A 22,473-nucleotide genomic window follows, 5' to 3' on the forward strand; every position below is an offset into this window, starting at 1 on the left:
GCCGAGTTCCCGCAGCACACCGGGAACTCGGCCACATCGCTTCCCGGTTGACGCCACAACAGCACCAGTACGGACAGCGACCACCACACACCCCGCCGTTCCCTCGCACTGTGACGTGTGGCACTATGCGGGACACCCCACCGGTACAGCCCTCCACGGGAGACACTCCGAGTGCAGCACTCCGCCGTCCCGGAACTGGCACACACGCACACCCGCCCCATCCACTGGCTCGCCACGGCCACCGCCCTCGCCGGAGTCGTCGCCCTCTCCTCGGCCCTCCAGCCGGACTCCGCCACCGCGGCCCAGGCAGCCGGCCCCGCGGGAAGACCCGCCGCAGCCGTCGCACCCCCCGACCCCACCGGCGTCGACCTTCCCCTCCAGTGCGGCCCCCTCCCGGTCCTCGTCCAGGAAAAGGCAACCGGAGACCTCGACGGCGACGGCAGACCCGAAACGGTCGTCTCCGTACGCTGCGACGCCGGCTCCGGCACCCCGCCCAACGGCGTGTACGTCCTCACCCAGGCCGCCGACGCCGAGCACCCCCGCGTCGTCGCGACCCTCGTCGACCCCAAGGACCGCCTCACCGTCACCGACCTCACCGTCAGTGCCGGCGCCGTCACGGCCACACTCCTCGGCTACTCGTCCCTCGACGTCCCCAGATGCTGCCCGGACGTCGACGAGCGCGCCAAGTGGCAGTGGAAGAACGGCGCGTTCCTCCGCTCGACACCCGCCGGCGCACAGAGCGTGTGAACACGCCCCGACCGACCGCCAGGCGGCCACGGAACGTACGTACGGCGAACACCGGGTGAGAAATCAGACAGAGGCATTACGAGAATCAGCCGACGGTGGCACGGAGTGGTCGGACGATCACTCCGCGTCCGGGCCGAAAACCTCGACCCTGTCCGAAACTCGACGTACGTGAATACAGTCGCCCGGACACTCCTTCGCGGAGTCCACCACATCCGTCAGCAACGGCAGCGGAACCGGCGTCGTCGCCCCCGGGGCCTGCAACAACTCGTCCGCAGGGCTCTTCACGTACGCCAGCCCGTCGATGTCCAGCTCGAAGACCTCAGGCGCGTACTGGACACAGATTCCGTCCCCCGTACACAGGTCCTGATCGATCCAGACCTCCAACGCCTCGGCGCCGGTCCCGGGCTCCTCCTGCACGGTCATATCTCCTGCCGTTTCTGCCCCGAGCAAGACAATCCGACGGCAAGTCGGCCCAGCTCTGACGGGTGTTGAACACTTCGACCCTACCTCCGGCCGCTTCCCAACCACGTTCTGTGGGTATTCCCCTGGCGTGAGGGAGAGCGCAAGGGTGAAGATCGGACACACCTCGACAGTCTTTGTGATCTAGGGGTTTCAATCGACACCCACCCAGGTAGGGTCTGGAAGCGTCCAGCTCCCCTTGGAGGAGGTGAGGACCGTGGCAGCCCACGACGACGACATGAACCGCGGCATCCGCCCGGGACGAGGGTCCGACGACCCGTCCGGGCAGATTGCCTACCTTGAGCAGGAGATCGCCGTCCTGCGGCGCAAGCTCGCCGACTCTCCGCGACACACGAGGATTCTCGAAGAGCGGATCGTCGAGCTTCAGACCAACCTGGCCGGCGTGTCCGCGCAGAACGAGCGGCTCGCCAACACACTCCGCGAGGCCCGCGACCAGATCGTGGCCCTCAAGGAGGAAGTCGACCGGCTCGCACAGCCCCCGGCCGGCTTCGGTGTCTTCCTGGTCGCCAACGAGGACGGCACGGCGGACATCTTCACCGGAGGCCGCAAACTCCGCGTGAACGTCAGCCCCAGCGTCGAGCTCGAAGAGCTACGACGCGGCCAGGAAGTGATGCTCAACGAAGCTCTCAACGTGGTCGAGGCCATGGAGTACGAGAGCGTCGGCGACATCGTCACCCTCAAGGAGATCCTCGAGGACGGCGAGCGCGCCCTGGTACAGGGGCACACCGACGAGGAACGGGTGGTACGGCTCGCCGAGCCCCTCCTGGACGTCGTCATCCGCCCCGGCGACGCCCTCCTGCTCGAACCCCGATCCGGGTACGTCTACGAAGTCGTACCGAAGAGCGAGGTCGAGGAACTCGTCCTCGAAGAGGTACCGGACATCGGCTACGAGCAGATCGGCGGCCTGGGCAACCAGATCGAGATGATCCGCGACGCGGTCGAGCTCCCGTACCTCCACCCCGACCTCTTCAAGGAGCACGAACTCAGGCCGCCCAAGGGCGTCCTGCTCTACGGCCCCCCAGGATGCGGAAAGACACTCATCGCCAAGGCCGTCGCCAACTCGCTGGCCAAAAAGGTCGCCGAGGTCACCGGCCAGGCCCAGGGCAAGAGCTTCTTCCTCAACATCAAGGGCCCCGAACTCCTCAACAAGTACGTCGGCGAGACCGAGCGGCAGATCCGCCTCGTCTTCCAGCGCGCTCGTGAGAAGGCCAGCGAGGGCACCCCCGTCATCGTCTTCTTCGACGAGATGGAATCCCTCTTCCGCACCCGCGGATCCGGCGTCAGCTCGGACGTGGAGAACACCATCGTCCCCCAGCTCCTCGCCGAGATCGACGGCGTGGAAGGCCTGCAGAACGTGGTCGTCATCGGCGCCTCCAACCGCGAGGACATGATCGACCCCGCCATCCTGCGCCCCGGCCGCCTCGACGTGAAGATCAAGATCGAACGTCCGGACGCCGAATCCGCCAAGGACATCTTCCAGAAGTACCTCACCGACCGCCTCCCGCTGCACCCCGAGGACGTGGGGGAGCACGGCGGCGACAAGGGCGCCACGGTCCAGAGCATGATCCAGACCGCCGTCGAACACATGTATACGGAATCCGAGGAGAACCGCTTCCTGGAGGTCACCTACGCCAACGGTGACAAGGAAGTCCTCTACTTCAAGGACTTCAACTCCGGCGCCATGATCGAGAACATCGTGGGCCGGGCCAAGAAGATGGCCATCAAGGACTTCCTCGACCACAAACAGAAGGGCATCCGCGTCTCCCACCTCCTCCAGGCATGCGTGGACGAGTTCAAGGAGAACGAGGACCTCCCCAACACCACCAACCCCGACGACTGGGCCCGGATCTCCGGAAAGAAGGGCGAACGGATCGTCTACATCCGTACGCTCATCACCGGAAAGCAGGGCGCAGACACCGGGCGCTCCATCGACACGGTGGCCAACACCGGTCAATACCTGTAAAAGACGGGGTGGCTGCGGGTGCCCTCACCGGGTACCCGCAGCCAACTGTTTTTCAGGCCACAGCCGGAGCAAGGCAATGACGCAAATGATCTCCCCACCAGCGCAAAGGCGTTCTAGGCTCTTTCGTACCGCCGAGTCGCGCAGTGCGGGGACGGGCACCGCACACGCACCGGAGCGCCAGCGGTACTTGAGCGGCGTCCCCGACCGAGGACACCGCCGGGCAAGGAGGGCCGCATGACCGTACGGCGAGTAATGGGCATCGAGACGGAGTACGGGATCTCCGTCCCCGGCCACCCCAACGCCAATGCCATGCTCACCTCGTCCCAGATCGTCAACGCCTACGCGGCGGCGATGCACCGGGCCCGCCGGGCCCGCTGGGACTTCGAGGAGGAGAATCCGCTGCGGGACGCGCGAGGCTTCGACCTCGCCCGCGAGGCCGCCGACTCCAGCCAGCTCACCGACGAGGACATCGGCCTCGCCAATGTCATCCTCACCAACGGCGCGCGACTGTACGTCGACCACGCACACCCCGAATACAGCTCCCCCGAAGTCACCAACCCCCGCGACGCCGTCCTCTGGGACAAGGCCGGCGAACGCATCATGGCCGAAGCCGCCGAACGCGCCGCCCAGCTCCCCGGCGCCCAGCCGATCCACCTCTACAAGAACAACACCGACAACAAGGGCGCCTCCTACGGCACGCACGAGAACTACCTGATGAAGCGGGAAACCCCCTTCTCGGACATCGTGCGCCACCTCACCCCCTTCTTCGTCTCCCGCCAGGTCGTCACCGGCGCCGGCCGCGTCGGCATCGGCCAGGACGGCCACGAACACGGCTTCCAGCTGAGCCAGCGGGCGGACTACTTCGAGGTCGAGGTGGGCCTGGAGACCACTCTCAAGCGCCCGATCATCAACACCCGCGACGAACCCCACGCGGACGCGGAGAAATACCGCCGCCTCCACGTGATCATCGGCGACGCGAACCTGTCGGAGATCTCGACGTACCTGAAGCTGGGCACGACGGCTCTGGTTCTGTCGATGATCGAGGACGGCTTCATCGCGGTCGACCTGGCAGTGGACCAGCCGGTCCGCACCCTCCACCAGGTCTCCCACGACCCGACGCTCAAGCGCCTGGTCACGCTCCGCAGCGGGCGCACACTGACCGCCGTACAGCTCCAGATGGAGTACTTCGAGCTGTCGCGCAAGTACGTGGAGGAGCGGTACGGGTCCGACGCCGACGACCAGACGGTCGACGTCCTGGCCCGTTGGGAAGACACCCTGAACCGCCTGGAGAACGACCCCATGAGCCTCGCAGGTGAGCTCGACTGGGTCGCGAAACGAGAACTCATGGAGGGCTATCGCCGACGCGACGACCTCGACTGGGACGCCGCTCGGCTGCACCTGGTCGACCTCCAGTACGCGGACGTACGGGCCGAGAAGGGCCTCTACAACCGCCTGGTGGCCCGTGGCCGCATCAAGCGGCTGCTGGACGAGGACGAGGTCGAGCGGGCGCGTACGAAGCCTCCGGAGGACACGCGGGCGTACTTCCGTGGACGCTGCCTGGAGCAGTACGCGGACGACGTCGCGGCGGCCTCCTGGGACTCGGTGATCTTCGATCTGCCGGGCCGGGACTCGCTCCAGCGCGTCCCAACCCTTGAGCCGCTTCGCGGAACGCGTAATCACGTGAAAGAGCTCCTGGACCGCTGCCGCACGGCAGAAGACCTGGTCAGGGTCTTGTCGGGCAACTGAACGGGTGTGTGGTCCGGGGCGACCGGGCAGGGTGGAAAGTGTGGCGTCCGGGAATCATCGAGGTGGTTCCCGGACGTTGTAGCAACAGCGGGGCCAATGTCGGACCCTGCTTGTAGGGTCTGATCAAGAACGTCGAACCGAGCGGGGTGAGGGTTATGGCGACCAAGGACACCGGCGGCGGACAGCAGAAGGCGACGCGCAGCACCGAGGAGGTCGAGGAGGCACCTGAAGCGCAGGTGTCGGAGGACCTCAAGGAGCGCCAGGAAAAGCTGAGCGACGACGTGGACTCCGTCCTGGACGAGATCGATGATGTCCTCGAGGAAAATGCGGAGGATTTCGTGCGGAGTTTCGTTCAGAAGGGTGGGCAGTAGGCCCATTCCTCCATCGAATTGAAGGCTTGGCTGCGGGGGAGCTGGTAAGTGCTCGACGAGCGAGCGACGAAGCGGTGTTCGCGGTGTCGGGAAGACAAGCTGCGGACGGCTTTCGCGGGCAACAGGTCGATGCGTGACGGTCTCCAGGCGTACTGCCGGGAGTGCTCTGCAGAGTGCTACCGGCAGCGCCAGGAGGCGAAGGGGCGAACAGTGCGCCAAAGGGTGCCTGCGCAGCCCGGCCACAAACATTGCCCGGGCTGCAACGCGGTGAAGCCTCACGACGAATGGCATCGCAACAGCAGCGCGCCGGATGGGTTGGCGAGCCTGTGCAAGGCCTGCAAGGCAACTACTGACGCGTCTGGGCACCTTCGCAGAAGGTATGGCATCACCGAACTCGAGCGTGACGCGATGATTGCTGGCCAGGGAGGTGTCTGCTGCATCTGTTTGGCGGCACCGGCTACCCAGGTTGATCACTGTCACAAGACGGGTAGGGTCCGAGGCGTACTGTGCTTCAACTGTAATTCCGGCCTCGGCCTGTTGAGGGATGACCCTGCAGCTGCGTACCGAGCGGCCGATTACCTGGAAGGAAACGCGTGGAAGCCAACACTCGTAGCACCGGGCGTCTACCGGCTGCCTTCCTGACGCCTGGGTCGTCGTCCTTCATGGACTTCCTGTCCGACCATCAGCCGGAGATGCTCCCGGGCAAGCGGCAGTTGCCGCCCGTCCAAGGCGCCATCGAGGCCCCGCACGGCACGACCATCGTGTCCGTCACCTTCCCGGGTGGTGTCGTGCTCGCCGGTGACCGGCGGGCGACCATGGGGAACGTCATCGCGCAGCGGGACATCGAGAAGGTGTTCCCGGCCGATGAGTACTCGGCCGTCGGGATCGCCGGCACCGCCGGTCTCGCCGTCGAGATGGTCAAGCTGTTCCAGCTGGAGTTGGAGCACTTCGAGAAGGTGGAGGGTGCGCAGCTCTCGCTGGAGGGCAAGGCGAACCGGCTGTCCACCATGATTCGTTCGAACCTCGGTATGGCCATGCAGGGTCTTGCCGTGGTGCCGCTGTTCGCCGGGTTCGATGTGGACCGGGGGAAGGGGCGCATCTTCTCGTACGACGTGACGGGTGGGCGTTCCGAGGAGCACGGTTATGCGGCGACGGGGTCGGGGTCGCTGTTCGCGCGTGGTGCGATGAAGAAGCTGTACCACCGTGATCTGAGTGAGGCGGATGCGACGACGCTGGTGATTCAGGCGTTGTACGACGCGGCGGACGACGACTCGGCGACCGGTGGTCCTGATGTCGCGCGCCGGATCTACCCGATTGTCACGGTGATCACCGAGGACGGTTTCCGCAGGCTCGGGGACGAGGAGTCCGCCGAGATCGCCCGTTCGATTCTGGAGCGGCGTCTGGAGCAGCCCGACGGCCCGCGTGCCGCGCTGCTGTAGTGCCTCTTCTTGTCCAGGTGGTCCAGTGACTTCGACAGATTCGACAGAAAGGGACGGATAACCGGTGTCGACTCCGTTCTATGTCTCACCCCAGCAGGCGATGGCGGACCGGGCCGAGTACGCCCGGAAGGGCATCGCGCGTGGTCGCAGCCTGGTTGTGCTGCAGTATGCCGATGGCATCGTGTTCGTCGGCGAGAACCCGTCCCGTGCGCTGCACAAGTTCAGCGAGATCTATGACCGGATCGGCTTCGCGGCTGCCGGTAAGTACAACGAGTACGAGAATCTGCGGATCGGTGGTGTGCGGTATGCCGATATGCGGGGGTACACGTACGACCGTGCCGATGTGACGGCTCGTGGTCTGGCCAACGTGTACGCGCAGACGTTGGGCACGATCTTCTCTTCGGCGGCGGAGAAGCCGTACGAGGTGGAGTTGGTCGTTGCGGAGGTCGGTGAGACTTCTGACGGTGATCAGATCTACCGGCTGCCTCATGACGGGTCGATCGTCGATGAGCACGGTTCGGTGGCGGTCGGTGGTAACGCCGAGCAGATCAGCACGTATCTGGATCAGCGTCATCAGGACGGCATGTCGTTGGCCGAGGCGCTGAAGCTGGCGGTTCAGGCGCTGTCGCGGGATACGAACGGTACGGAGCGGGAGATTCCGGCGGAGCGGCTGGAGGTCGCGGTGCTGGACCGTACGCGTCCGCAGAAGCGGAAGTTCAAGCGGATTCTCGGTCGTCAGCTGGGTCGGTTGCTGGAGGCCGACGGGGCGTCCACGGAGGCGGAGAGCGCCGCCGAGGAGGAGTAGCCGCCCGCCTGGTTTGTTTCTTGATTCGCACCCCGGTTGCCTTTGGCGGCCGGGGTGCGGGCGTTGGTGGGTTGTTCAGGGGCGGTTCGGCGGTGGTGCCGTGGAGTCTCGTACGACGAGTTGTACGGGGATGTCGCCCTGGGTGGGGGTGCGGCCGTCGAGGACGGCGAGGAGGGCTTGCATGCCGCGTTCGCCGAAGAGTTCGGCGTCGAGGCGGACGGTGGTGAGTTCGGGGTCGATGGCGGTGGCGAGGGCGAGGTCGTCGAGGCCGGTGACGGAGAGGTCGTCGGGGATGCGCAGGCCGAGGCGGCGGATGGCCTTGTAGGCGCCGGCGGCGAGTTTGTCGTCGTCGCAGACGAGGGCGGTGGGGTGGGGGCCGGGGGCCGTCAGGGCGGCTGTGGTGGCCTGCTGGGCGCCCTCGATGGAGATGGGGGCGTGGATGGTCCGTACGCGGGTGTCGGGGACGGTGGCGAGGCGTGTGGCGAGTTCGTGGGCGCGTACGGCGAAGGTCCAGGAGGGGATGTCGGCGGCGAGGTGGAGGAAGTGGCGGTGGCCGAGGCCGAGGAGGTGGTCGGCGACCTGGCGTGCGCCGTCGGCGATGTCGAGGTTGACGGTGGCGGCGCCGAGGCTGCCGTGGGGGTCGCTGTCGAGCATGACGAGGGGGAGCTGGTCGCCGCGGATGGCGGTGAGGGCGTCGGCGGCCATGGAGGAGGCGAGGACGCCGTCGAGGGCGGCCTGGGCGGAGTGGAAGGGGTCGCGGGCGGGGCCGATGCCTTCGGGGGAGGGGTAGAGGACGACGCCGAAGCCGTGTTCGGCGGCGATGCGGGCGGCTCCGGTGTAGACGCCGGCGTAGAACTCGGTGGTGAGGGCGGGGACGACGAGGAGGACGGTGCGGGTGTGGCCGAGGCGGAGGTTGCGGGCGGCGAGGTTGGGGCGGTAGCCGAGTTCGCGGGCGGCTTCGCGGACGCGTTCGGCGGTGGTCTCGGAGACGCGGCCGCGCCATTTGTCGCCGAGGACGAGGGAGACGGCGGCCTGGGAGACGCCGGCGGCCTGGGCGACGTCACGGCTGGTGGGTCGGGTGCTACCTCGTGCCACCGTGGGCCTGCTCCTTCGTGTGGACGTGCGGACAGCGCACATGGTACGTATGGCAGGCGACGTTATACGTACAACCTCCGGCGTCGCGGTTGACGGGAAGGGCTGGTCATGGCATCGGGATACCTGGAGATCCTCAGGGCGCGGCACGCGGTGCGGCTGCTCGTGGGCACCCTGGTGGGCCGGTTGCCGAACGCCACGGCGGCGATCGCGATCGTGCTGTTCGTGCGGGCCGGGGGCGGCACCTACAGCCTCGCGGGCGGGCTCGCGGCGGCGTACGGGGTGGCGAACGCGGTGGGGCAGCCGCTGCTGGGGCGGCTGGTGGACCTGTACGGGCAGCCGCGGATCCAGTTGTCGGGCGCGCTCGTGTCGGCGTTCGGGATGGGAGTGTTCGCGTTCGCGGGCACCGATTCGCTGCCGCTCGCGTATGCCGCGGTGGCGGTCGCCGGGCTTTTCACGCCTCCATTGGAGGGCGGTCTGCGGGCGCTGTGGCCCTCTGTCCTCCGTAAGGAGGACCAGGTGCACACGGCGTACGCGATGGACGCGGTGGCGCAGGAAGTCATGTTCACGGTGGGGCCGTTGCTGGTGACGCTGTGCGCGTCGCTGTGGTCGGCGCAGGCCGCGCTGCTGGTGCTGAACGTGATCGGGGTCCTGGGGGCGCTGTCCGTGGTGCTGTCGCCGCCCTCGCGCGCGTGGCGTTCGGCGCCGCGCGAGGCGCACTGGCTGGGCGCGCTGCGGTCGCCGGGGCTGCTGGCGATGCTGGGGGCGTTCCTGTTCGTGGGGATCGCGCTGGGGTCGATCACGGTCGCGTCGGTGTCGTACGCGGACGACAACGGTGGTGACACGGTGTACGGCTGGCTGATGGCGGCCGTCGGGCTGGGTGCGCTGCTGGGCGGGTCGGTGTACGGGGCGCGGCAGTGGAGCGGTCCGGCGGAGCGGCGGCTGACGGTGCTGGTGGGGCTGTTGGCGGTGTGTTATCTGCCGTTGACGCTGATGCCTGGTGCGGTGGCGATGACGTTGCTGATGGTGCTTGCCGGGGTGTTCCTGGCGCCGGCGCTCGCGTGTGTGTTCGTGCTGATAGATCGGCATGCGCCGCGGGGGACGGTCACCGAGGCTTTCTCCTGGCTTGTGACGACGTTCACGGTGGGTGCGTCGCTGGGGACGGGCCTGGCGGGGCCGGTCGTGGAGTGGGGCGGAACGCTGTGGGGGTTCGTCGTGCCGGGGGCCGCGGGGGCCGTGTCGTTGCTGGTTCTGCTGGTCACCGGGCGGGTGCTGGCGGTGCCCGCCGGGGGTGCGGTGGTTGCGGTCTCATCGGAAAATGATCCAAACCGTGCTGCCGGATCCCGTTTCAGGTCGGGGGATCGGGCGTAATGTTCAGTCATGGACCGCCGCATTTTCGGGCTGGAGAACGAGTACGGCGTCACGTGTACGTTCAGGGGACAGCGGCGTCTGTCTCCCGACGAGGTGGCTCGGTACCTCTTCCGCCGTGTCGTGTCATGGGGCCGCAGCAGCAATGTCTTTCTGCGAAACGGCGCCCGCCTCTATCTTGACGTGGGATCACATCCGGAATACGCAACGCCGGAATGTGACAACGTGACGGAACTCGTCACCCACGACAAGGCCGGCGAGCGCATTCTCGAAGGACTCCTGGTGGACGCCGAACGACGCCTGCACGAGGAAGGAATCGCGGGCGACGTCTACCTCTTCAAGAACAACACGGACTCGGCGGGCAACTCTTACGGTTGCCACGAGAACTATCTGGTGGCCCGGCACGGGGAGTTCTCCCGGCTCGCGGACATCCTCATTCCGTTCCTTGTCACCCGCCAGCTTCTGTGCGGTGCGGGCAAGGTGCTCCAGACTCCGCGTGGTGCTGTCTACTGCGTGAGTCAGCGGGCCGAGCACATCTGGGAGGGCGTCTCCTCGGCGACGACCCGGTCCCGGCCGATCATCAACACGCGTGACGAACCGCACGCGGACGCCGAGCGTTACCGTCGGCTGCATGTCATCGTCGGTGACTCGAACATGTCCGAGACGACGATGCTCCTCAAGGTCGGTGCCACCGACCTCGTGCTGCGCATGATCGAGGCGGGCACGGTGATGCGGGACCTGACCCTGGAGAACCCGATCCGGGCGATCCGCGAGGTCAGCCATGACATCACGGGCCGTCGCAAGGTGCGGCTGGCCAGTGGCCGGGAGGCCTCGGCGCTGGATGTGCAGCGCGAGTACTACGAGAAGGCCGTGGACTTCGTCGAGCGACGGGGTATCCGTACGGGCACGGTCGAGCAGGTGCTGGAGCTGTGGGGCCGGGTGCTCGACTCCATCGAGGCCGAGGATCTGGACCGGATCGGCACCGAGATCGACTGGGTGATGAAGTACCAGCTCATCGAGCGGTACCGGGCCAAGCACAATATGACGATGTCGCATCCGCGCGTCGCTCAGATAGACCTCGCCTATCACGACATTCACCGCAGGCGGGGTCTTTACTACCTGCTGGAGAGGAAGAACCAAGCCGCGCGGATCTGCAACGACTTGAAGATCTTCGAGGGCAAGTCGGTTCCGCCGCAGACCACTCGCGCGCGGTTGCGCGGTGACTTCATCCGGCGGGCGCAGGAGCAGCGTCGTGATTTCACGGTCGACTGGGTACATCTGAAGCTCAACGACCAGGCGCAGCGCACGGTGTTGTGCAAGGACCCGTTCCGCAGTGTCGACGACCGGGTGGAGAAGCTGATCGCCGGTATGTGAGTCACCGGTAGAGGGGTCTCCGATATGTGAGATTTGCGGCCGGGTGTGTTTCCGGAACGCAACGCGGGCGCCGTACGTTTCCCGTACGGCGCCCTTCGCACGCCGTAGAGTTGCGCGCACGCCAGCAACACAAGATCGACACCGATACGAGGCTTTCACCGTGCGCCGACGCTCAGTTCTCCTTGCCGTACCTGCCGGACTTGTCACGCTCGCCGGATGCGGTGACGACGAGTCCGACACGAGCAAGGCCAGTGACAGCCCGTCCCCTTCGGCCTCGGAGTCGGGTTCGTCCACCGCGCCGGCGCCGAAGATCGTCGACGGTCCGCTGCCGGCGGTCACGGCGGGGGCGAAGTTCGACGAGAAGCCGACCGTGGCCAAGGGCAGCGGTGAGCCGTCGAAGGATCTTGCCGTGAAGACGCTGATCGCGGGCAACGGCAAGACGGTCGTGGAGAACGACTACGTCGTGGCGAACTACCTGGGCCAGATCTGGGATTCGGCGAAGGTCTTCGACAACTCGTACGACCGGGGGACCGCGCTGGTGATCCAGCTGGCGCAGGGCAGCATCATCGACGGCTGGCGGTACGGGCTGACGGGCAAGAAGGCCGGCAGCCGGGTCGAGATGGCCGTCCCGCCGACCTGGGGTTACGGCACGTCCGGGAACACGCAGGCGGGTATCAAGGGCACCGACACGCTGGTGTTCGTGGTGGACGTCAAGGACACGTTCAACGCGAAGAGTTCGGCGAAGGGCAAGGTTGTCGCCCAGGACGACGCGGCTCTGCCGAAGGTCGGTACGAACACCGACGGTGCGGCTCCCTCGATCCAGGTCCCGAAGGCGACCGCGCCCACGAAGCTGGTGGCGAACTACGTCATCGAGGGCGACGGCGAGGTGGTCAAGGAGACCGAGTCGGTCCTCGTGCAGTACAAGGGCGTGCTGTGGGACACCGGCAAGGAGTTCGACTCGTCGTACAAGAACGGGCAGCTGGTCTCGTTCGGGCTGTCGCAGGTCGTCAAGGGCTGGGCGCAGGGGCTGACGGGCAAGAAGGTCGGCAGTCGCGTGATGATCTCCATCCCGCCGGCCCTGGGCTACGGCGACAACCCGCCGCAGGGCAGCGGTATCGAGAAGGACTCGGTGCTGGTGTTCTCCGTGGACATCCTCGCGAAGATGTGACCCCTTGAGGGGACTTGTCAGGGGAGTCGGCCTGGCGCGGGCGTCTGCCCGCCGGGGATGAAAGACTGTCCGTGTTGCCTTTGTTCATTCACCAGCAGGAGCCAGAGACGTGAGCATCGAGAAGCCCGAGATCGACTTCCCCGAGGGCGAGCCGCCGGCGGACCTCCAGATCAAGGACATCTGGGAGGGCGACGGCGCCGAGGCGGTGGCGGGTCAGAACGTCACGGTCCACTACGTGGGCGTCGCCTTCAGCACGGGCGAGGAGTTCGACGCCAGCTGGAACCGGGGCAACCCGTTCAAGTTCCCGCTGGGCGGCGGCCGGGTCATCAAGGGCTGGGACCAGGGTGTCCAGGGCATGAAGGTCGGCGGCCGGCGCGAGCTGACCATTCCGGCCCACCTCGCCTACGGCAACCAGAGCCCGACGCCGGCGATCAAGCCGGGCGAGACGCTGATCTTCGTGGTGGACCTGATCGCGGTCTGACCGCCCTCTGGTCCGTCGGTCCGATCGTCGTACGACAGTCGAATGGGATCGGGTTCAGGTCGGATCGTCGTACGAAACGGGTACGGAATTTGACCGGACTTGATCATCTGGGGTCCATGCCTGTCCGGGCATGGGCCCTCGGCTTTTGCCGCGCCACTTCGGAGCGGTACGGTCATCCGTCGTAAGCACCATAAGGAAGGCGAAGGGCGTCGATGGCGATTGCCAAGGCAGAGCGGCTGATGAATCTGGCGCTGTGTCTGCTCGGGACGCGCAGGCCGCTGAGCAAACGCGAGCTGCGTGACTCCATCGAGGCCTACCTCGAGGCGGGCAGTGACGACTCCTTCAACCGGATGTTCGAGCGGGACAAGGACGATCTGCGCGAACTCGGCCTGGTCATCGAGACGGTGGAGAACCTCGACGGCGAGGTCGGCTACCGCGCGGGCCGTGACAGCAACCGGCTGCCGCCCATCACCCTCGACGCCGAGGAGGCCGCCGCCCTGGGCCTGGCCGCGAAGGTCTGGCAGCAGGCGAGGCTCGCCGGTGCGGCCAGTGGCGCACTCCAGAAGCTGCGCGCGGCCGGACTTCCCGAGGACGTCGACCCGTACGAGGCCCATGGCGCCCTGGAGCCGCGTATTCCGGTGCACGAGGCGGCCTTCGAACCGCTGATGCTGGCCTGCCGGGACCGCCGTCCGGTCCTCTTCGACTACCGCAAGGCCACCGCCGCCCGCCCGGAACCCCGTCATGTGGAGCCGTGGGCGCTGGAGTGCTGGCGCGGCCACTGGTATCTGGCGGGCTGGGACCGCGACCGGGGCGCCGAACGCGTGTTCCGGCTGTCGCGGATCACCGGCAAGGTCCGCAGCCGGGGCGCGAAGTTCACCGCCGAGGTGCCCGATGTCGTCACGGTCCGCGAGACCGTCGCCAGCTGGGCGGGGGAGACCGCCGACCGGTCCGCGTTGATCCGGCTGCGGACGGGCTCCGGTTACCCCCTTCGAGCGAAGGCGGCCCAGGTCCGGGAACTCGGCGACGGCTGGGACGAGTTGGAGATTCCGTACGGGCACGGGCTGGACGCCTGGCTGGTGGAGTTCGGGCCGGACGTGGTGGTCCTGGAACCGGCCGAGCTGCGGGCCGATGTGGTCGACCGGCTGCGCGCAGTGGCCAAGGGCTGAGGGGGAGCACAAGCAAGTGGCAGGCAAACCGGCCAGGCCCGTGAACGCCATCGACCAGACGCGGCGGATGCTGTCCCTGGTGACCTATCTGCGCGAGCGGCCCGGCGCGCGCGTCGGCGATGTCGCCCGCGCGTTCGGGATCACCGAGGACGAGCTGGTCTCCGACCTGGACGTGCTGCCCATGTGCGGCACCAGCTTCCGGGGCGGTGACCTGCTCGACATCGACACCGACGGCGAGCGGATCTGGTGGCACAACCCCGCCGCCCTCGGGGAGGAGGCCGCCGAACCGCTCCGGCTGGCCGCCGACGAGGCGACCGCGCTGCTGGTCGCCGCCCGCGCGGTGTCCACGCTGCCCGGGCTGCGCGAGGGCGACCGGCAGGCGCTGCTGCGGGCCACCGCCAAGGTGGAGACGGCCGCCGGTGAGGCCGCCGGGGCCAGCACCCGGCTGTCGGTGACCTTCGAGTCGGAGGGCGGGGTCTTCGCGGACGTCGACCGGGCGATCTCCGAGCGCCGCCGGCTGCGGATCCGCTACTACTCGCCCGCGCGCGACGAGGTCACCGAACGGGAGATCGACCCGATCCGCCTGGTCAGCGTCGGGCACACGTACGTCGAGGCCTGGTGCCGGCGCTCCGAGGCGCGCCGTACGTTCCGGCTCGACCGGGTCGCCGAGATCGAGATCCTGGACGAGCCGTCCGTACCGCCCGAGATAGAACTGCGGGACCTGTCGGAGGGGCTGGTGCAGCCCGCCGCCGAGGACCCGGAGGTGGTCGTCGAGGTCGGGCCCGGTGGGCGCTGGGTCGCGGAGTACTACCCGCACGACAGTGCCGATGAGCTTCCCGACGGCGGGTTGCGTATCACTTTGCGGACCCCCGATCCGGCGTCGCTGCGGCGGCTGGCGCTGCGGCTCGGCCGTGACGGGCGCATCGTCTCGCCGCAGGGGCTCGCGGACAGTGCCCGGCGGGCGGCCCAGGAGGCGCTGGCGGCGTACGACGCGCCGTCGGCCGTGCCTGGGACGCGGGCGGCGGTGTCCGGGGCGCACGGGGTTCAGGACGGGCTGTACGACGGACGGGAGCAGGAGCGTTGAGCGAGTCTCCGATGTCAGGTGTGCGGGACATGACGGTTGCGGCTGCCTTCGCGGGGATGAGACGAGTGGCGCCGGTGGTGTTCCGGGCCGCCTGCCCGGACTGTCGTGGGAACTTCGAGCTGACCGCGAGTGCGCTGCGGCTGGCCATCGGGGCCAGTAGTCGGACCACGTTCTACTCGTTCACCTGTCCCGAGTGTGATGTCACTGTCCGTAAGCCTGCGGGTGAGCGCGTGGTCGAGCTGCTCACCGGGGGTGGGGTCAAGACGTTGCGGTTGGCTGGGCCGGCCTGAGGGGTGGGGCTGGGGGCGGGTTTGTTTCGCCCCTGCCGCCCCTACCCGTTCCCATCCCTCGGGGGCTGCCGCCCCCGAACCCCCGCTACGGCCCTGAAGGGGCCTTGTCCTCAAACGCCGGACGGGCTGACAAACCAGCCCGTCCGGCGTTTGAGGACAAAAGGGGGTCTGGGGGCGCAGCCCCCGAGGATGGGACGGGTAGGGGCGGCAGGGGCGGGAAACACGGCTAGGCTCCGTCGCATGTTCTGGGCGATGTTCGCGGTTGCTGTGGGGTTTCTGGGGCTTGTTGTTCTTGGGGTGCTTGCTGTTCGGGTATTTGTGGAGGCTCAGCGGCTGGGACGGCAGGTCACGGACTCGGCGCGGCGTATCAATCGGGCCGCCGAGGACCTGGAAAGGGCCGCCGCTCACACGGCACGCTCTGTCGATGCACTGTGAGTGCCCGGCGGCTCTCCTGTGAGTCCGCGGGTTGGTGTGTTTTGGGCGACTTCGCCCTGTCACCTTGTCGGCGTCGGCAGGTACGCTGCTGATCGCGGCCGGAAAAAGAGGCCCGGACCGCTGACCGGGAGTACGCACAGGGATTGCCTCAGGTTTACCCCCGAGCGTTACGATCGCTGTCAACACGACGGTCGGACACCTGTCCGAACGATCGGACAGTACCCCCACCCAGCCGCCTCGGTGAGAAGGTAAAGACTTATGTTCGGAAGGCTCGGAGCTCCCGAGATCATTCTCATCCTCGTCGTCATCATCCTGCTGTTCGGCGCGAAGAAGCTTCCGGACATGGCGCGCTCGCTCGGCAAGTCCGCGCGCATCCTGAAGAGCGAGGCCAAGGCGATGAAGTCGGAGGGCCAGGAGACGGCCCCGGCCGGCCCGCCGCACACCGACGAGCAGCCCCCGGCGCAGCGCACCATCCAGGCCGCCCCCGGTGACGTGACGAGTTCACGTCCGGTCACCGAGCCCACGGACACGACCAAGCGCTGACGCTGACGCAAGGCCGGATGCCTCCGGCCTGCCGCACGAGATGAGGACGTGGGTTGCTCAAGTCTGCCCGCAACAAGGAGGAGAAGGGGAGGGATCCCGAGGGGCGGATGCCCCTCGTGGAGCATCTCCGTGAACTCCGCAACCGGGTCGCGAAGGCCTTGCTGGCCATCATCGTCGTCACGGTCGTGGCCGCCTTCTTCTACAACGACATCATCAACTTCTTCACGAAGCCGGTGCTCGACTCGGTCGGATGCCCGTCATCCTTCTCCGAGCTGGCCAAGCAGCAGTCGGAGGGGGACAACCCCTGCGCGCAGATCACGATCAACGGCCTGCTCGCGCCCTTCACGCTCGCGCTGAAGGTGTCGCTCATGGCCGGCGTCGTGCTCGCCTCGCCGATCTGGCTGTACCAGCTGTGGGCGTTCGTCGCGCCGGGCCTGCACAAGAACGAGAAGAAGTACGCGTACGCGTTCGTCGGATCCGGTGTCCCGCTGTTCCTCGGCGGCGCCTACTTCGCCTACCGGGTGCTCCCCACCACCGCGAAGGTCCTGATCGAGTTCACGCCGTTTGGCGTCGACAACCTGCTGCCGCTGGACGACCTGCTCGACCTCGTCACGCGCATGGTGCTCGTCTTCGGTCTCTCCTTCGAACTGCCGCTGCTGCTGATCATGCTGAACATCACCGGGATTCTCACCGGTAAGCGCATGGCCGGCTGGTGGCGCGCCATGATCATGGGCATCACGGTGTTCGCGGCGATCGCGACGCCCAGCACGGACCCGCTGACGATGCTGGCGCTCGCCGGACCGATCTGGATCCTGTACTTCGGCGCGGTGGCCTTCTCGCTGGCGAACGACCGGCGCAAGCGCCGACGCGAGGCGGAGGGCCCCGGCGACGACGAGGCCTCCGACCTGGACCTCACTCCGGAGGACATCGGCGAGATCGAGACCGTCTCCGCCACGCGCGCCCTGCCCGAACAGGCGGGCCCGGACCGGGTCAACGGCTACGACGACGTGACCTGAGGGTCTCTCTCCTCACTCCGGTACGGAAGCGGCCGGGACGCCCACGCGGGCGCCCCGGCCGCTTCCGTGCTGCGCTGAGCTGCGCGGATCCCGTGTTTCCCAGGCATCGATCCGGATAATGATCGTCCTGTTGTCAGTGGGGGCCGGTAGTCTCGAAAGCACGATGACAGAGGACCTCTCACCGGCCGAGCGGTATGCGGCAGCACGTAAGCGCGCTGTCGAGCAGGCCACCGCGCTCGCGTCCTTCCGCGAGATGTACGACTTCGGCCTCGACCCCTTCCAGATCGAGGCCTGCCAGGCACTCGAAGCGGGGAAGGGCGTGCTGGTGGCCGCCCCCACCGGGTCGGGCAAGACGATCGTCGGCGAGTTCGCCGTCCATCTCGCCCTCCAGCAGGGCAAGAAGTGCTTCTACACGACCCCCATCAAGGCTCTGTCGAACCAGAAGTACGCCGACCTGTCCCGCCGTTACGGCGCGGACAAGGTGGGTCTGCTCACCGGCGACAACAGCGTCAACTCCGATGCCCCCGTGGTCGTGATGACCACCGAGGTCCTGCGGAACATGCTGTACGCGGGCTCGCAGACCCTCCTCGGTCTCGGCCACGTGGTCATGGACGAGGTGCACTACCTCTCCGACCGCTTCCGTGGCGCCGTATGGGAGGAAGTGATCATCCACCTCCCCGAGTCGGTCACCCTCGTCTCGCTGTCGGCGACCGTGTCCAACGCCGAGGAGTTCGGCGACTGGCTCGACACCGTGCGCGGCGACACCCAGGTGATCGTCTCCGAGCACCGGCCCGTGCCCCTGTTCCAGCATGTGCTCGCCGGACGCCGGATGTACGACCTGTTCGAGGAGGGCGAGGGCAGCAGGAAGGCAGTCAACCCCGACCTCGCGCGGCTCGCACGCATGGAGGCCCAGCGGCCTTCCTTCCAGGACCGCAGACGCGGGCGCTCCATGCGCGAGGCCGACCGTGAGCGGGAGCGCCGGTCCCGCTCACGCGTGTGGACGCCGGGGCGGCCCGAAGTCATCGAACGGCTCGACTCCGAGGGCCTGTTGCCCGCCATCACGTTCATCTTCAGCCGCGCGGCCTGCGAGGCTGCCGTACAGCAGTGCCTGTACGCGGGTCTGCGGCTGAACGACGACGAGGCGCGGGAACGGGTGCGGGCCATCGTCGAGGAGCGCACCTCCTCCATCCCCTCCGAGGACCTGCACGTCCTGGGGTACTACGAGTGGCTGGAGGGCCTGGAACGGGGCATCGCAGCCCACCACGCGGGCATGCTGCCCACGTTCAAGGAAGTCGTCGAGGAACTCTTCGTACAGGGCCTGGTGAAGGCCGTGTTCGCCACCGAGACCCTCGCGCTCGGCATCAACATGCCCGCCCGCTCGGTCGTGCTGGAGAAGCTCGTCAAGTGGAACGGCGAACAGCACGCCGACATCACGCCCGGCGAGTACACCCAGCTGACGGGGCGTGCGGGGCGGCGTGGCATCGACGTCGAGGGTCATGCCGTGGTGCTGTGGCAGCGGGGGATGAGCCCCGACCACCTGGCGGGACTGGCCGGCACGCGCACGTACCCGCTGCGCTCCAGCTTCAAGCCGTCGTACAACATGGCGGTCAACCTCGTGGACCAGTTCGGGCGGCATCGCTCGCGCGAGCTGCTGGAGACCTCGTTCGCCCAGTTCCAGGCCGACAAGTCGGTCGTCGGGATCTCCCGGCAGGTGCAGCGCAACGAGGAGGGTCTGGACGGCTACAAGGAGTCCATGACCTGCCACCTCGGCGACTTCGAGGAGTACGCGCGGCTGCGCCGCGAACTCAAGGACCGCGAGACCGACCTGGCCAGACAGGGCGCCGCCCAGCGGCGCGCCGAGGCCGCCGTCGCGCTGGAGAAGCTCAAGCCCGGTGACATCATCCACGTCCCCACCGGCAAGTACGCGGGCCTCGCGCTGGTCCTGGACCCGGGGCTGCCCGCCGGCCGGTCCAACGGCCACCGCGGCTTCGAGCAGCACGACGGGCCGCGCCCGCTGGTACTGACCGCAGAGCGGCAGGTGAAGCGGCTGGCGTCGATGGACTTCCCGGTGCCCGTCGAGGCGTTGGAGCGGATGCGGGTCCCGAAGTCCTTCAACCCGCGTTCGCCGCAGTCCCGTCGCGACCTCGCCTCCGCGCTGCGCAGCAAGGCCGGGCACATCCCGCCCGAGCGGGCCCGCAAGCAGCGCTCCCAGGCGGCCGACGACCGGGAGATCGCCCGGCTGCGCACCGCGATCCGCGCCCACGCCTGCCACGGCTGCAACGACCGCGAGGACCACGCCCGTTGGGCCGAGCGCTACTACCGGCTGCTGCGCGACACCTCGCAGCTGGAGCGGCGCATCGAGGGCCGCACCAACACCATCGCCCGTACGTTCGACCGCATCGTCGCCCTGCTCACCGAGCTGGACTATCTGCGCGCCGACGAGGTGACCGAGCACGGCAAGCGGCTCGCCCGGCTCTACGGCGAACTCGACCTGCTGACCAGCGAATGCCTGCGCGCGGGTGTGTGGGACGGGCTCTCGCCCGCCGAACTCGCCGCGTGCGTCTCGGCGTTGGTGTACGAGTCGCGGGCCGCCGACGACGCCATGGCACCGAAGGTGCCGTCCGGCAAGGCCAAGGCCGCGCTCGGCGAGATGGTCCGCATCTGGGGTCGACTCGACGCCCTGGAGGAGGAGTTCAAGATCACCCAGAGCGAGGGCGTGGGTCAGCGCGAGCCCGACCTCGGCTTCGCCTGGGCGGCCTACGAGTGGGCGTCCGGCAAGGGCCTCGACGAGGTGTTGCGCGAGGCGGAGATGCCGGCCGGAGACTTCGTCCGCTGGTGCAAGCAGGTCATCGACGTCCTCGGTCAGATCTCGGCCGCCGCGCCGGTCTCCGGCGGCGAGGGGTCGACGGTCGCGAAGAACGCGCGCAAGGCCGTGGAGGGGCTGCTGCGGGGGGTTGTGGCCTACTCGTCGGTCGGCTGACAGAGGCGCGAGCGGCTGACAGAGGCAGGAAGCGGCAGGAAGGCCGTTTCGGGTGTCCGTCCCGGGTGCTCCGGGGCGGTCCTCCCGTGGCTCTCCCGTGCTTCTTCAGCGGGGTTCGGGAAGGTGGGGGCAGTTCTCGTGTGACGTTCTTGTGCGACGTGATAGGAGCTGACCCTTGCGATTCCGTGTACTGGGACCGGTCCGCCTCGACACCCGTACGCCCGCGGCCGCCAAGCCGCGTGCCGTGCTCGCCACCCTGCTCGTGCGGGCGGGCTCGGTGGTCTCCAGCGATGCCCTCATCGACGAACTGTGGCCCGACGAGCCGCCCCGCACCGCGGCCAGCACCCTGCACGTGTACATCTGCCATGTCCGCAAGGCCCTCGCCGAGAGCGGCGCCGGACGGCCACTGGTCAGCCGGCCGCCCGGATACGTCCTGAACGTCGAACCGCACGACCTCGACCTGCGCCGCTTCGAGACGCTGAGCGAGGAAGGGCGGTTGGCCCTCAAGGGTGAGGACTTCGGCGCCGCCTCGCGCAGTCTGGGGGAGGCGCTCGCGCTGTGGACGGGGCCCGCGCTGTCCGGGGTGCCGCAGGGTGTTGTGTTGCGGTCCGCCGCCACCCGGCTGGAGGAGCTGCGGCTCGGCGTGCTGGAGCAGCGGATCACCGCCGACCTCAAGCTCGGCCGGCATCAGGAACTCACCGGTGAACTCATGGAGTTGGCGGTCGAGCATCCGCTGCGCGAGCGACTCCACTGCCAGCTCATCGTCGCCCTGCACCGCTCCGGCCGCTGCTCCGACGCCGTACGCGCCTACCGTGCCGTACGCCGGTCGCTGCACGAGGAACTCGGCATCGGACCGGGGCCCGACCTCACCCGGCTGCACGACCACGTGCTGGGCGCAGCAGGTTCAGCACCAGCGAGCGCCGCAGCGCACCGGCGTGCCCCGGTGAGCCGTGCACATCGTCGAACTCCTTGACACGGAGGTCGGCCAGCGCCTCACGGAGCAACGACTGCTCCCCGGGCGGGATGATCTCGTCCCGCGCACTCGCCACGTACCGCACCGCCGCCCGTACGGCGCCGAGTTGAGCGGTGTCGAGCGGGAACTCCTTGAGCAGTGAGCGGAGTTCGTGGTCGTCGGCGGCCGTTGTCAGATGGCGCAGGGTGGTTGTGGTGAGTGCCGGGACGCGGGGCCACCAGTCGTCGTCCGTGAAGAAGTGCGCGACCGGGGCGCCCACGGTCAGGATGCGGGCGATCCGGGGGTCCTCGACGGCCGCGCGCAGGGCGAGATGGCCGCTGAAACTCAGGCAGAGGAGCGTGGCGTCGGTGGTGCGGGCGCGGTCCGACAGCCGGTCGCACAGCCAGGGCAGCAGGCGCCATGAATCGGCCGTGTAGGGCAGGGAGTTCTCGCCCACGCCGGGCAGTTCCGTGACCACGGCCGCGTAGCCGAGGCGGGTCAGCTTCGGGAGCAGCGGGGCCCACTGCTCCTTCACGCTCACGATGCCGCCCATCATGACGAGCAGCGGGCGGTGCCTGTCCAGGCCAGCCGCCCAGCAGGCCAACGTGCCGTCCGTGTGGGCGAGTTCGATGCGTTCGACGCCGCCTCGGGCCTGCCGCCAGTGGTCGAAGGCGGCCACGCCCGTGCGCTGGGCGCGCATTCGGTCGCCGTCGGCCGGTTCGGCGTAGGGGAAACGGGCGAGGGCGTAGCAGCGGCAGGCGCCGAGCAGCCGGCCGCGCCCGGCGAGTGCGTCGCCCTCGGCGGACCACACCCGGGCCCAGGAGTCCTCGGCGCCCGGGTCGTCGCTGCGGATTCGGGCCAGGACGCGGGTCGTGGCCCGGGTGGACAGGCCCTGGTTGCGGGCGTGGAGCAGGGCGTACTGCTTCAACTCGCCCAGATCATGCATGGGTTCGGTGCTCCTGTCTCGGCGTGG

Annotated in this window: 22 protein-coding genes; 19 read left to right on the plus strand and 3 right to left on the minus strand. The window is 68.2% G+C overall.

Going from position 1 to position 22,473, the window contains the following annotated elements:
• Positions 1-171 precede the first annotated feature (171 nt).
• Entirely contained in the window at positions 172-747 is a 576-nt protein-coding gene (locus OG787_RS40005) for a hypothetical protein (protein ID WP_369036999.1), read from the plus strand.
• A gap of 117 nt (positions 748-864) precedes the next feature.
• Here OG787_RS40005 and OG787_RS40010 read toward each other — a convergent pair whose 3' ends face one another.
• A complete protein-coding gene (locus tag OG787_RS40010) occupies positions 865-1,170 on the minus strand; it encodes a ferredoxin (protein ID WP_369037000.1) in 306 nt (101 codons plus the stop codon).
• Between the two features lie 253 nt (positions 1,171-1,423).
• Here OG787_RS40010 and arc point away from each other — a divergent pair, with 253 nt between their 5' ends.
• The 6 genes from arc (at position 1,424) to prcA (ending at position 7,551) form a co-directional block, all read left to right on the plus strand.
• Positions 1,424-3,190, plus strand: coding sequence for a proteasome ATPase (arc, locus tag OG787_RS40015; RefSeq protein ID WP_105974648.1), 1,767 nt, complete (start codon positions 1,424-1,426; stop codon positions 3,188-3,190).
• Between the two features lie 234 nt (positions 3,191-3,424).
• The gene (gene dop / locus OG787_RS40020) at positions 3,425-4,936 is read left to right on the plus strand and encodes a depupylase/deamidase Dop (protein WP_369037001.1); all 1,512 of its coding nucleotides are present in this window, start codon (positions 3,425-3,427) and stop codon (positions 4,934-4,936) included.
• Between the two features lie 155 nt (positions 4,937-5,091).
• On the plus strand, positions 5,092-5,307 hold the full coding sequence (locus OG787_RS40025) for a ubiquitin-like protein Pup (protein ID WP_161064777.1): 216 nt from the start codon (positions 5,092-5,094) through the stop codon (positions 5,305-5,307).
• Between the two features lie 408 nt (positions 5,308-5,715).
• On the plus strand, positions 5,716-5,949 hold the full coding sequence (locus OG787_RS40030; RefSeq protein WP_369037011.1) for an endonuclease VII domain-containing protein: 234 nt from the start codon (positions 5,716-5,718) through the stop codon (positions 5,947-5,949).
• Entirely contained in the window at positions 5,901-6,746 is an 846-nt protein-coding gene (gene prcB / locus OG787_RS40035) for a proteasome subunit beta (protein WP_405538538.1), read from the plus strand. Before OG787_RS40030 ends, prcB begins: the two co-directional genes overlap by 49 nt.
• Before the next feature lie 64 nt (positions 6,747-6,810).
• Positions 6,811-7,551, plus strand: a complete 741-nt coding sequence (prcA, locus tag OG787_RS40040; protein ID WP_405538540.1) for a proteasome subunit alpha — start codon at positions 6,811-6,813, stop codon at positions 7,549-7,551.
• A gap of 75 nt (positions 7,552-7,626) precedes the next feature.
• On the opposite strand, the gene OG787_RS40045 is transcribed toward prcA, so the two are convergent.
• Positions 7,627-8,646, minus strand: coding sequence for a LacI family DNA-binding transcriptional regulator (locus tag OG787_RS40045; protein WP_405538541.1), 1,020 nt, complete (start codon positions 8,644-8,646; stop codon positions 7,627-7,629).
• A 108-nt stretch (positions 8,647-8,754) separates the two neighbouring features.
• Between OG787_RS40045 and OG787_RS40050 the strand changes: the two genes are divergently transcribed.
• From OG787_RS40050 to OG787_RS40105, 12 genes are all read left to right on the plus strand, one after another.
• Positions 8,755-10,014, plus strand: coding sequence for an MFS transporter (locus tag OG787_RS40050; protein ID WP_405538542.1), 1,260 nt, complete (start codon positions 8,755-8,757; stop codon positions 10,012-10,014).
• A gap of 9 nt (positions 10,015-10,023) precedes the next feature.
• Complete coding sequence (gene pafA / locus OG787_RS40055; protein ID WP_369037005.1) at positions 10,024-11,385, plus strand: Pup--protein ligase; 1,362 nt, start codon at positions 10,024-10,026, stop codon at positions 11,383-11,385.
• Positions 11,386-11,545: 160 nt separating this feature from the next.
• On the plus strand, positions 11,546-12,553 hold the full coding sequence (locus OG787_RS40060) for an FKBP-type peptidyl-prolyl cis-trans isomerase (protein WP_405538543.1): 1,008 nt from the start codon (positions 11,546-11,548) through the stop codon (positions 12,551-12,553).
• Between the two features lie 109 nt (positions 12,554-12,662).
• A complete protein-coding gene (locus tag OG787_RS40065; RefSeq protein WP_369037007.1) occupies positions 12,663-13,034 on the plus strand; it encodes an FKBP-type peptidyl-prolyl cis-trans isomerase in 372 nt (123 codons plus the stop codon).
• Between the two features lie 212 nt (positions 13,035-13,246).
• Complete coding sequence (locus OG787_RS40070; protein WP_369037008.1) at positions 13,247-14,200, plus strand: helix-turn-helix transcriptional regulator; 954 nt, start codon at positions 13,247-13,249, stop codon at positions 14,198-14,200.
• Between the two features lie 16 nt (positions 14,201-14,216).
• Positions 14,217-15,284: a helix-turn-helix transcriptional regulator gene (locus tag OG787_RS40075; RefSeq protein WP_369037009.1), complete on the plus strand. Its 1,068-nt coding sequence runs from the start codon at positions 14,217-14,219 to the stop codon at positions 15,282-15,284.
• Positions 15,281-15,574, plus strand: coding sequence for a hypothetical protein (locus OG787_RS40080; RefSeq protein WP_369037010.1), 294 nt, complete (start codon positions 15,281-15,283; stop codon positions 15,572-15,574). Before OG787_RS40075 ends, OG787_RS40080 begins: the two co-directional genes overlap by 4 nt.
• A 240-nt stretch (positions 15,575-15,814) precedes the next feature.
• Positions 15,815-16,009: a hypothetical protein gene (locus OG787_RS40085; protein ID WP_369035866.1), complete on the plus strand. Its 195-nt coding sequence runs from the start codon at positions 15,815-15,817 to the stop codon at positions 16,007-16,009.
• Between the two features lie 258 nt (positions 16,010-16,267).
• Positions 16,268-16,552, plus strand: coding sequence for a Sec-independent protein translocase subunit TatA (gene tatA, locus OG787_RS40090; protein WP_330292222.1), 285 nt, complete (start codon positions 16,268-16,270; stop codon positions 16,550-16,552).
• 53 nt (positions 16,553-16,605) lie between these two features.
• The gene (gene tatC / locus OG787_RS40095) at positions 16,606-17,568 is read left to right on the plus strand and encodes a twin-arginine translocase subunit TatC (protein ID WP_369035865.1); all 963 of its coding nucleotides are present in this window, start codon (positions 16,606-16,608) and stop codon (positions 17,566-17,568) included.
• A 118-nt stretch (positions 17,569-17,686) separates the two neighbouring features.
• Positions 17,687-20,548, plus strand: a complete 2,862-nt coding sequence (locus OG787_RS40100; protein WP_405538545.1) for a DEAD/DEAH box helicase — start codon at positions 17,687-17,689, stop codon at positions 20,546-20,548.
• Between the two features lie 175 nt (positions 20,549-20,723).
• Positions 20,724-21,521, plus strand: a complete 798-nt coding sequence (locus OG787_RS40105) for a BTAD domain-containing putative transcriptional regulator (protein WP_405538547.1) — start codon at positions 20,724-20,726, stop codon at positions 21,519-21,521.
• On the opposite strand, the gene OG787_RS40110 is transcribed toward OG787_RS40105, so the two are convergent.
• On the minus strand, positions 21,415-22,446 hold the full coding sequence (locus OG787_RS40110; RefSeq protein WP_405538548.1) for an alpha/beta hydrolase: 1,032 nt from the start codon (positions 22,444-22,446) through the stop codon (positions 21,415-21,417). The genes OG787_RS40105 and OG787_RS40110 overlap by 107 nt on opposite strands.
• Positions 22,447-22,473: the final 27 nt, after the last annotated feature.

Source organism: Streptomyces sp. NBC_00075 (assembly GCF_045041225.1).
GTDB classification, from domain to species: domain Bacteria; phylum Actinomycetota; class Actinomycetes; order Streptomycetales; family Streptomycetaceae; genus Streptomyces; species Streptomyces adonidis.

Bases quoted from the DNA above. Each gene is read 5' to 3' on its own strand.
- dop (WP_369037001.1), top strand. From the start codon at position 3,425: ATGACCGTACGGCGAGTAATGGGCATCGAGACGGAGTACGGGATCTCC.
- OG787_RS40050 (WP_405538542.1), top strand. From the start codon at position 8,755: ATGGCATCGGGATACCTGGAGATCCTCAGGGCGCGGCACGCGGTGCGG.
- OG787_RS40070 (WP_369037008.1), top strand. From the start codon at position 13,247: ATGGCGATTGCCAAGGCAGAGCGGCTGATGAATCTGGCGCTGTGTCTG.
- pafA (WP_369037005.1), top strand. From the start codon at position 10,024: ATGGACCGCCGCATTTTCGGGCTGGAGAACGAGTACGGCGTCACGTGT.
- OG787_RS40085 (WP_369035866.1), top strand. From the start codon at position 15,815: ATGTTCTGGGCGATGTTCGCGGTTGCTGTGGGGTTTCTGGGGCTTGTT.
- OG787_RS40010 (WP_369037000.1), bottom strand. From the start codon at position 1,170: ATGACCGTGCAGGAGGAGCCCGGGACCGGCGCCGAGGCGTTGGAGGTC.
- OG787_RS40030 (WP_369037011.1), top strand. From the start codon at position 5,716: ATGATTGCTGGCCAGGGAGGTGTCTGCTGCATCTGTTTGGCGGCACCG.
- OG787_RS40100 (WP_405538545.1), top strand. From the start codon at position 17,687: ATGATCGTCCTGTTGTCAGTGGGGGCCGGTAGTCTCGAAAGCACGATG.
- OG787_RS40110 (WP_405538548.1), bottom strand. From the start codon at position 22,446: ATGCATGATCTGGGCGAGTTGAAGCAGTACGCCCTGCTCCACGCCCGC.
- OG787_RS40025 (WP_161064777.1), top strand. From the start codon at position 5,092: ATGGCGACCAAGGACACCGGCGGCGGACAGCAGAAGGCGACGCGCAGC.
- tatA (WP_330292222.1), top strand. From the start codon at position 16,268: ATGTTCGGAAGGCTCGGAGCTCCCGAGATCATTCTCATCCTCGTCGTC.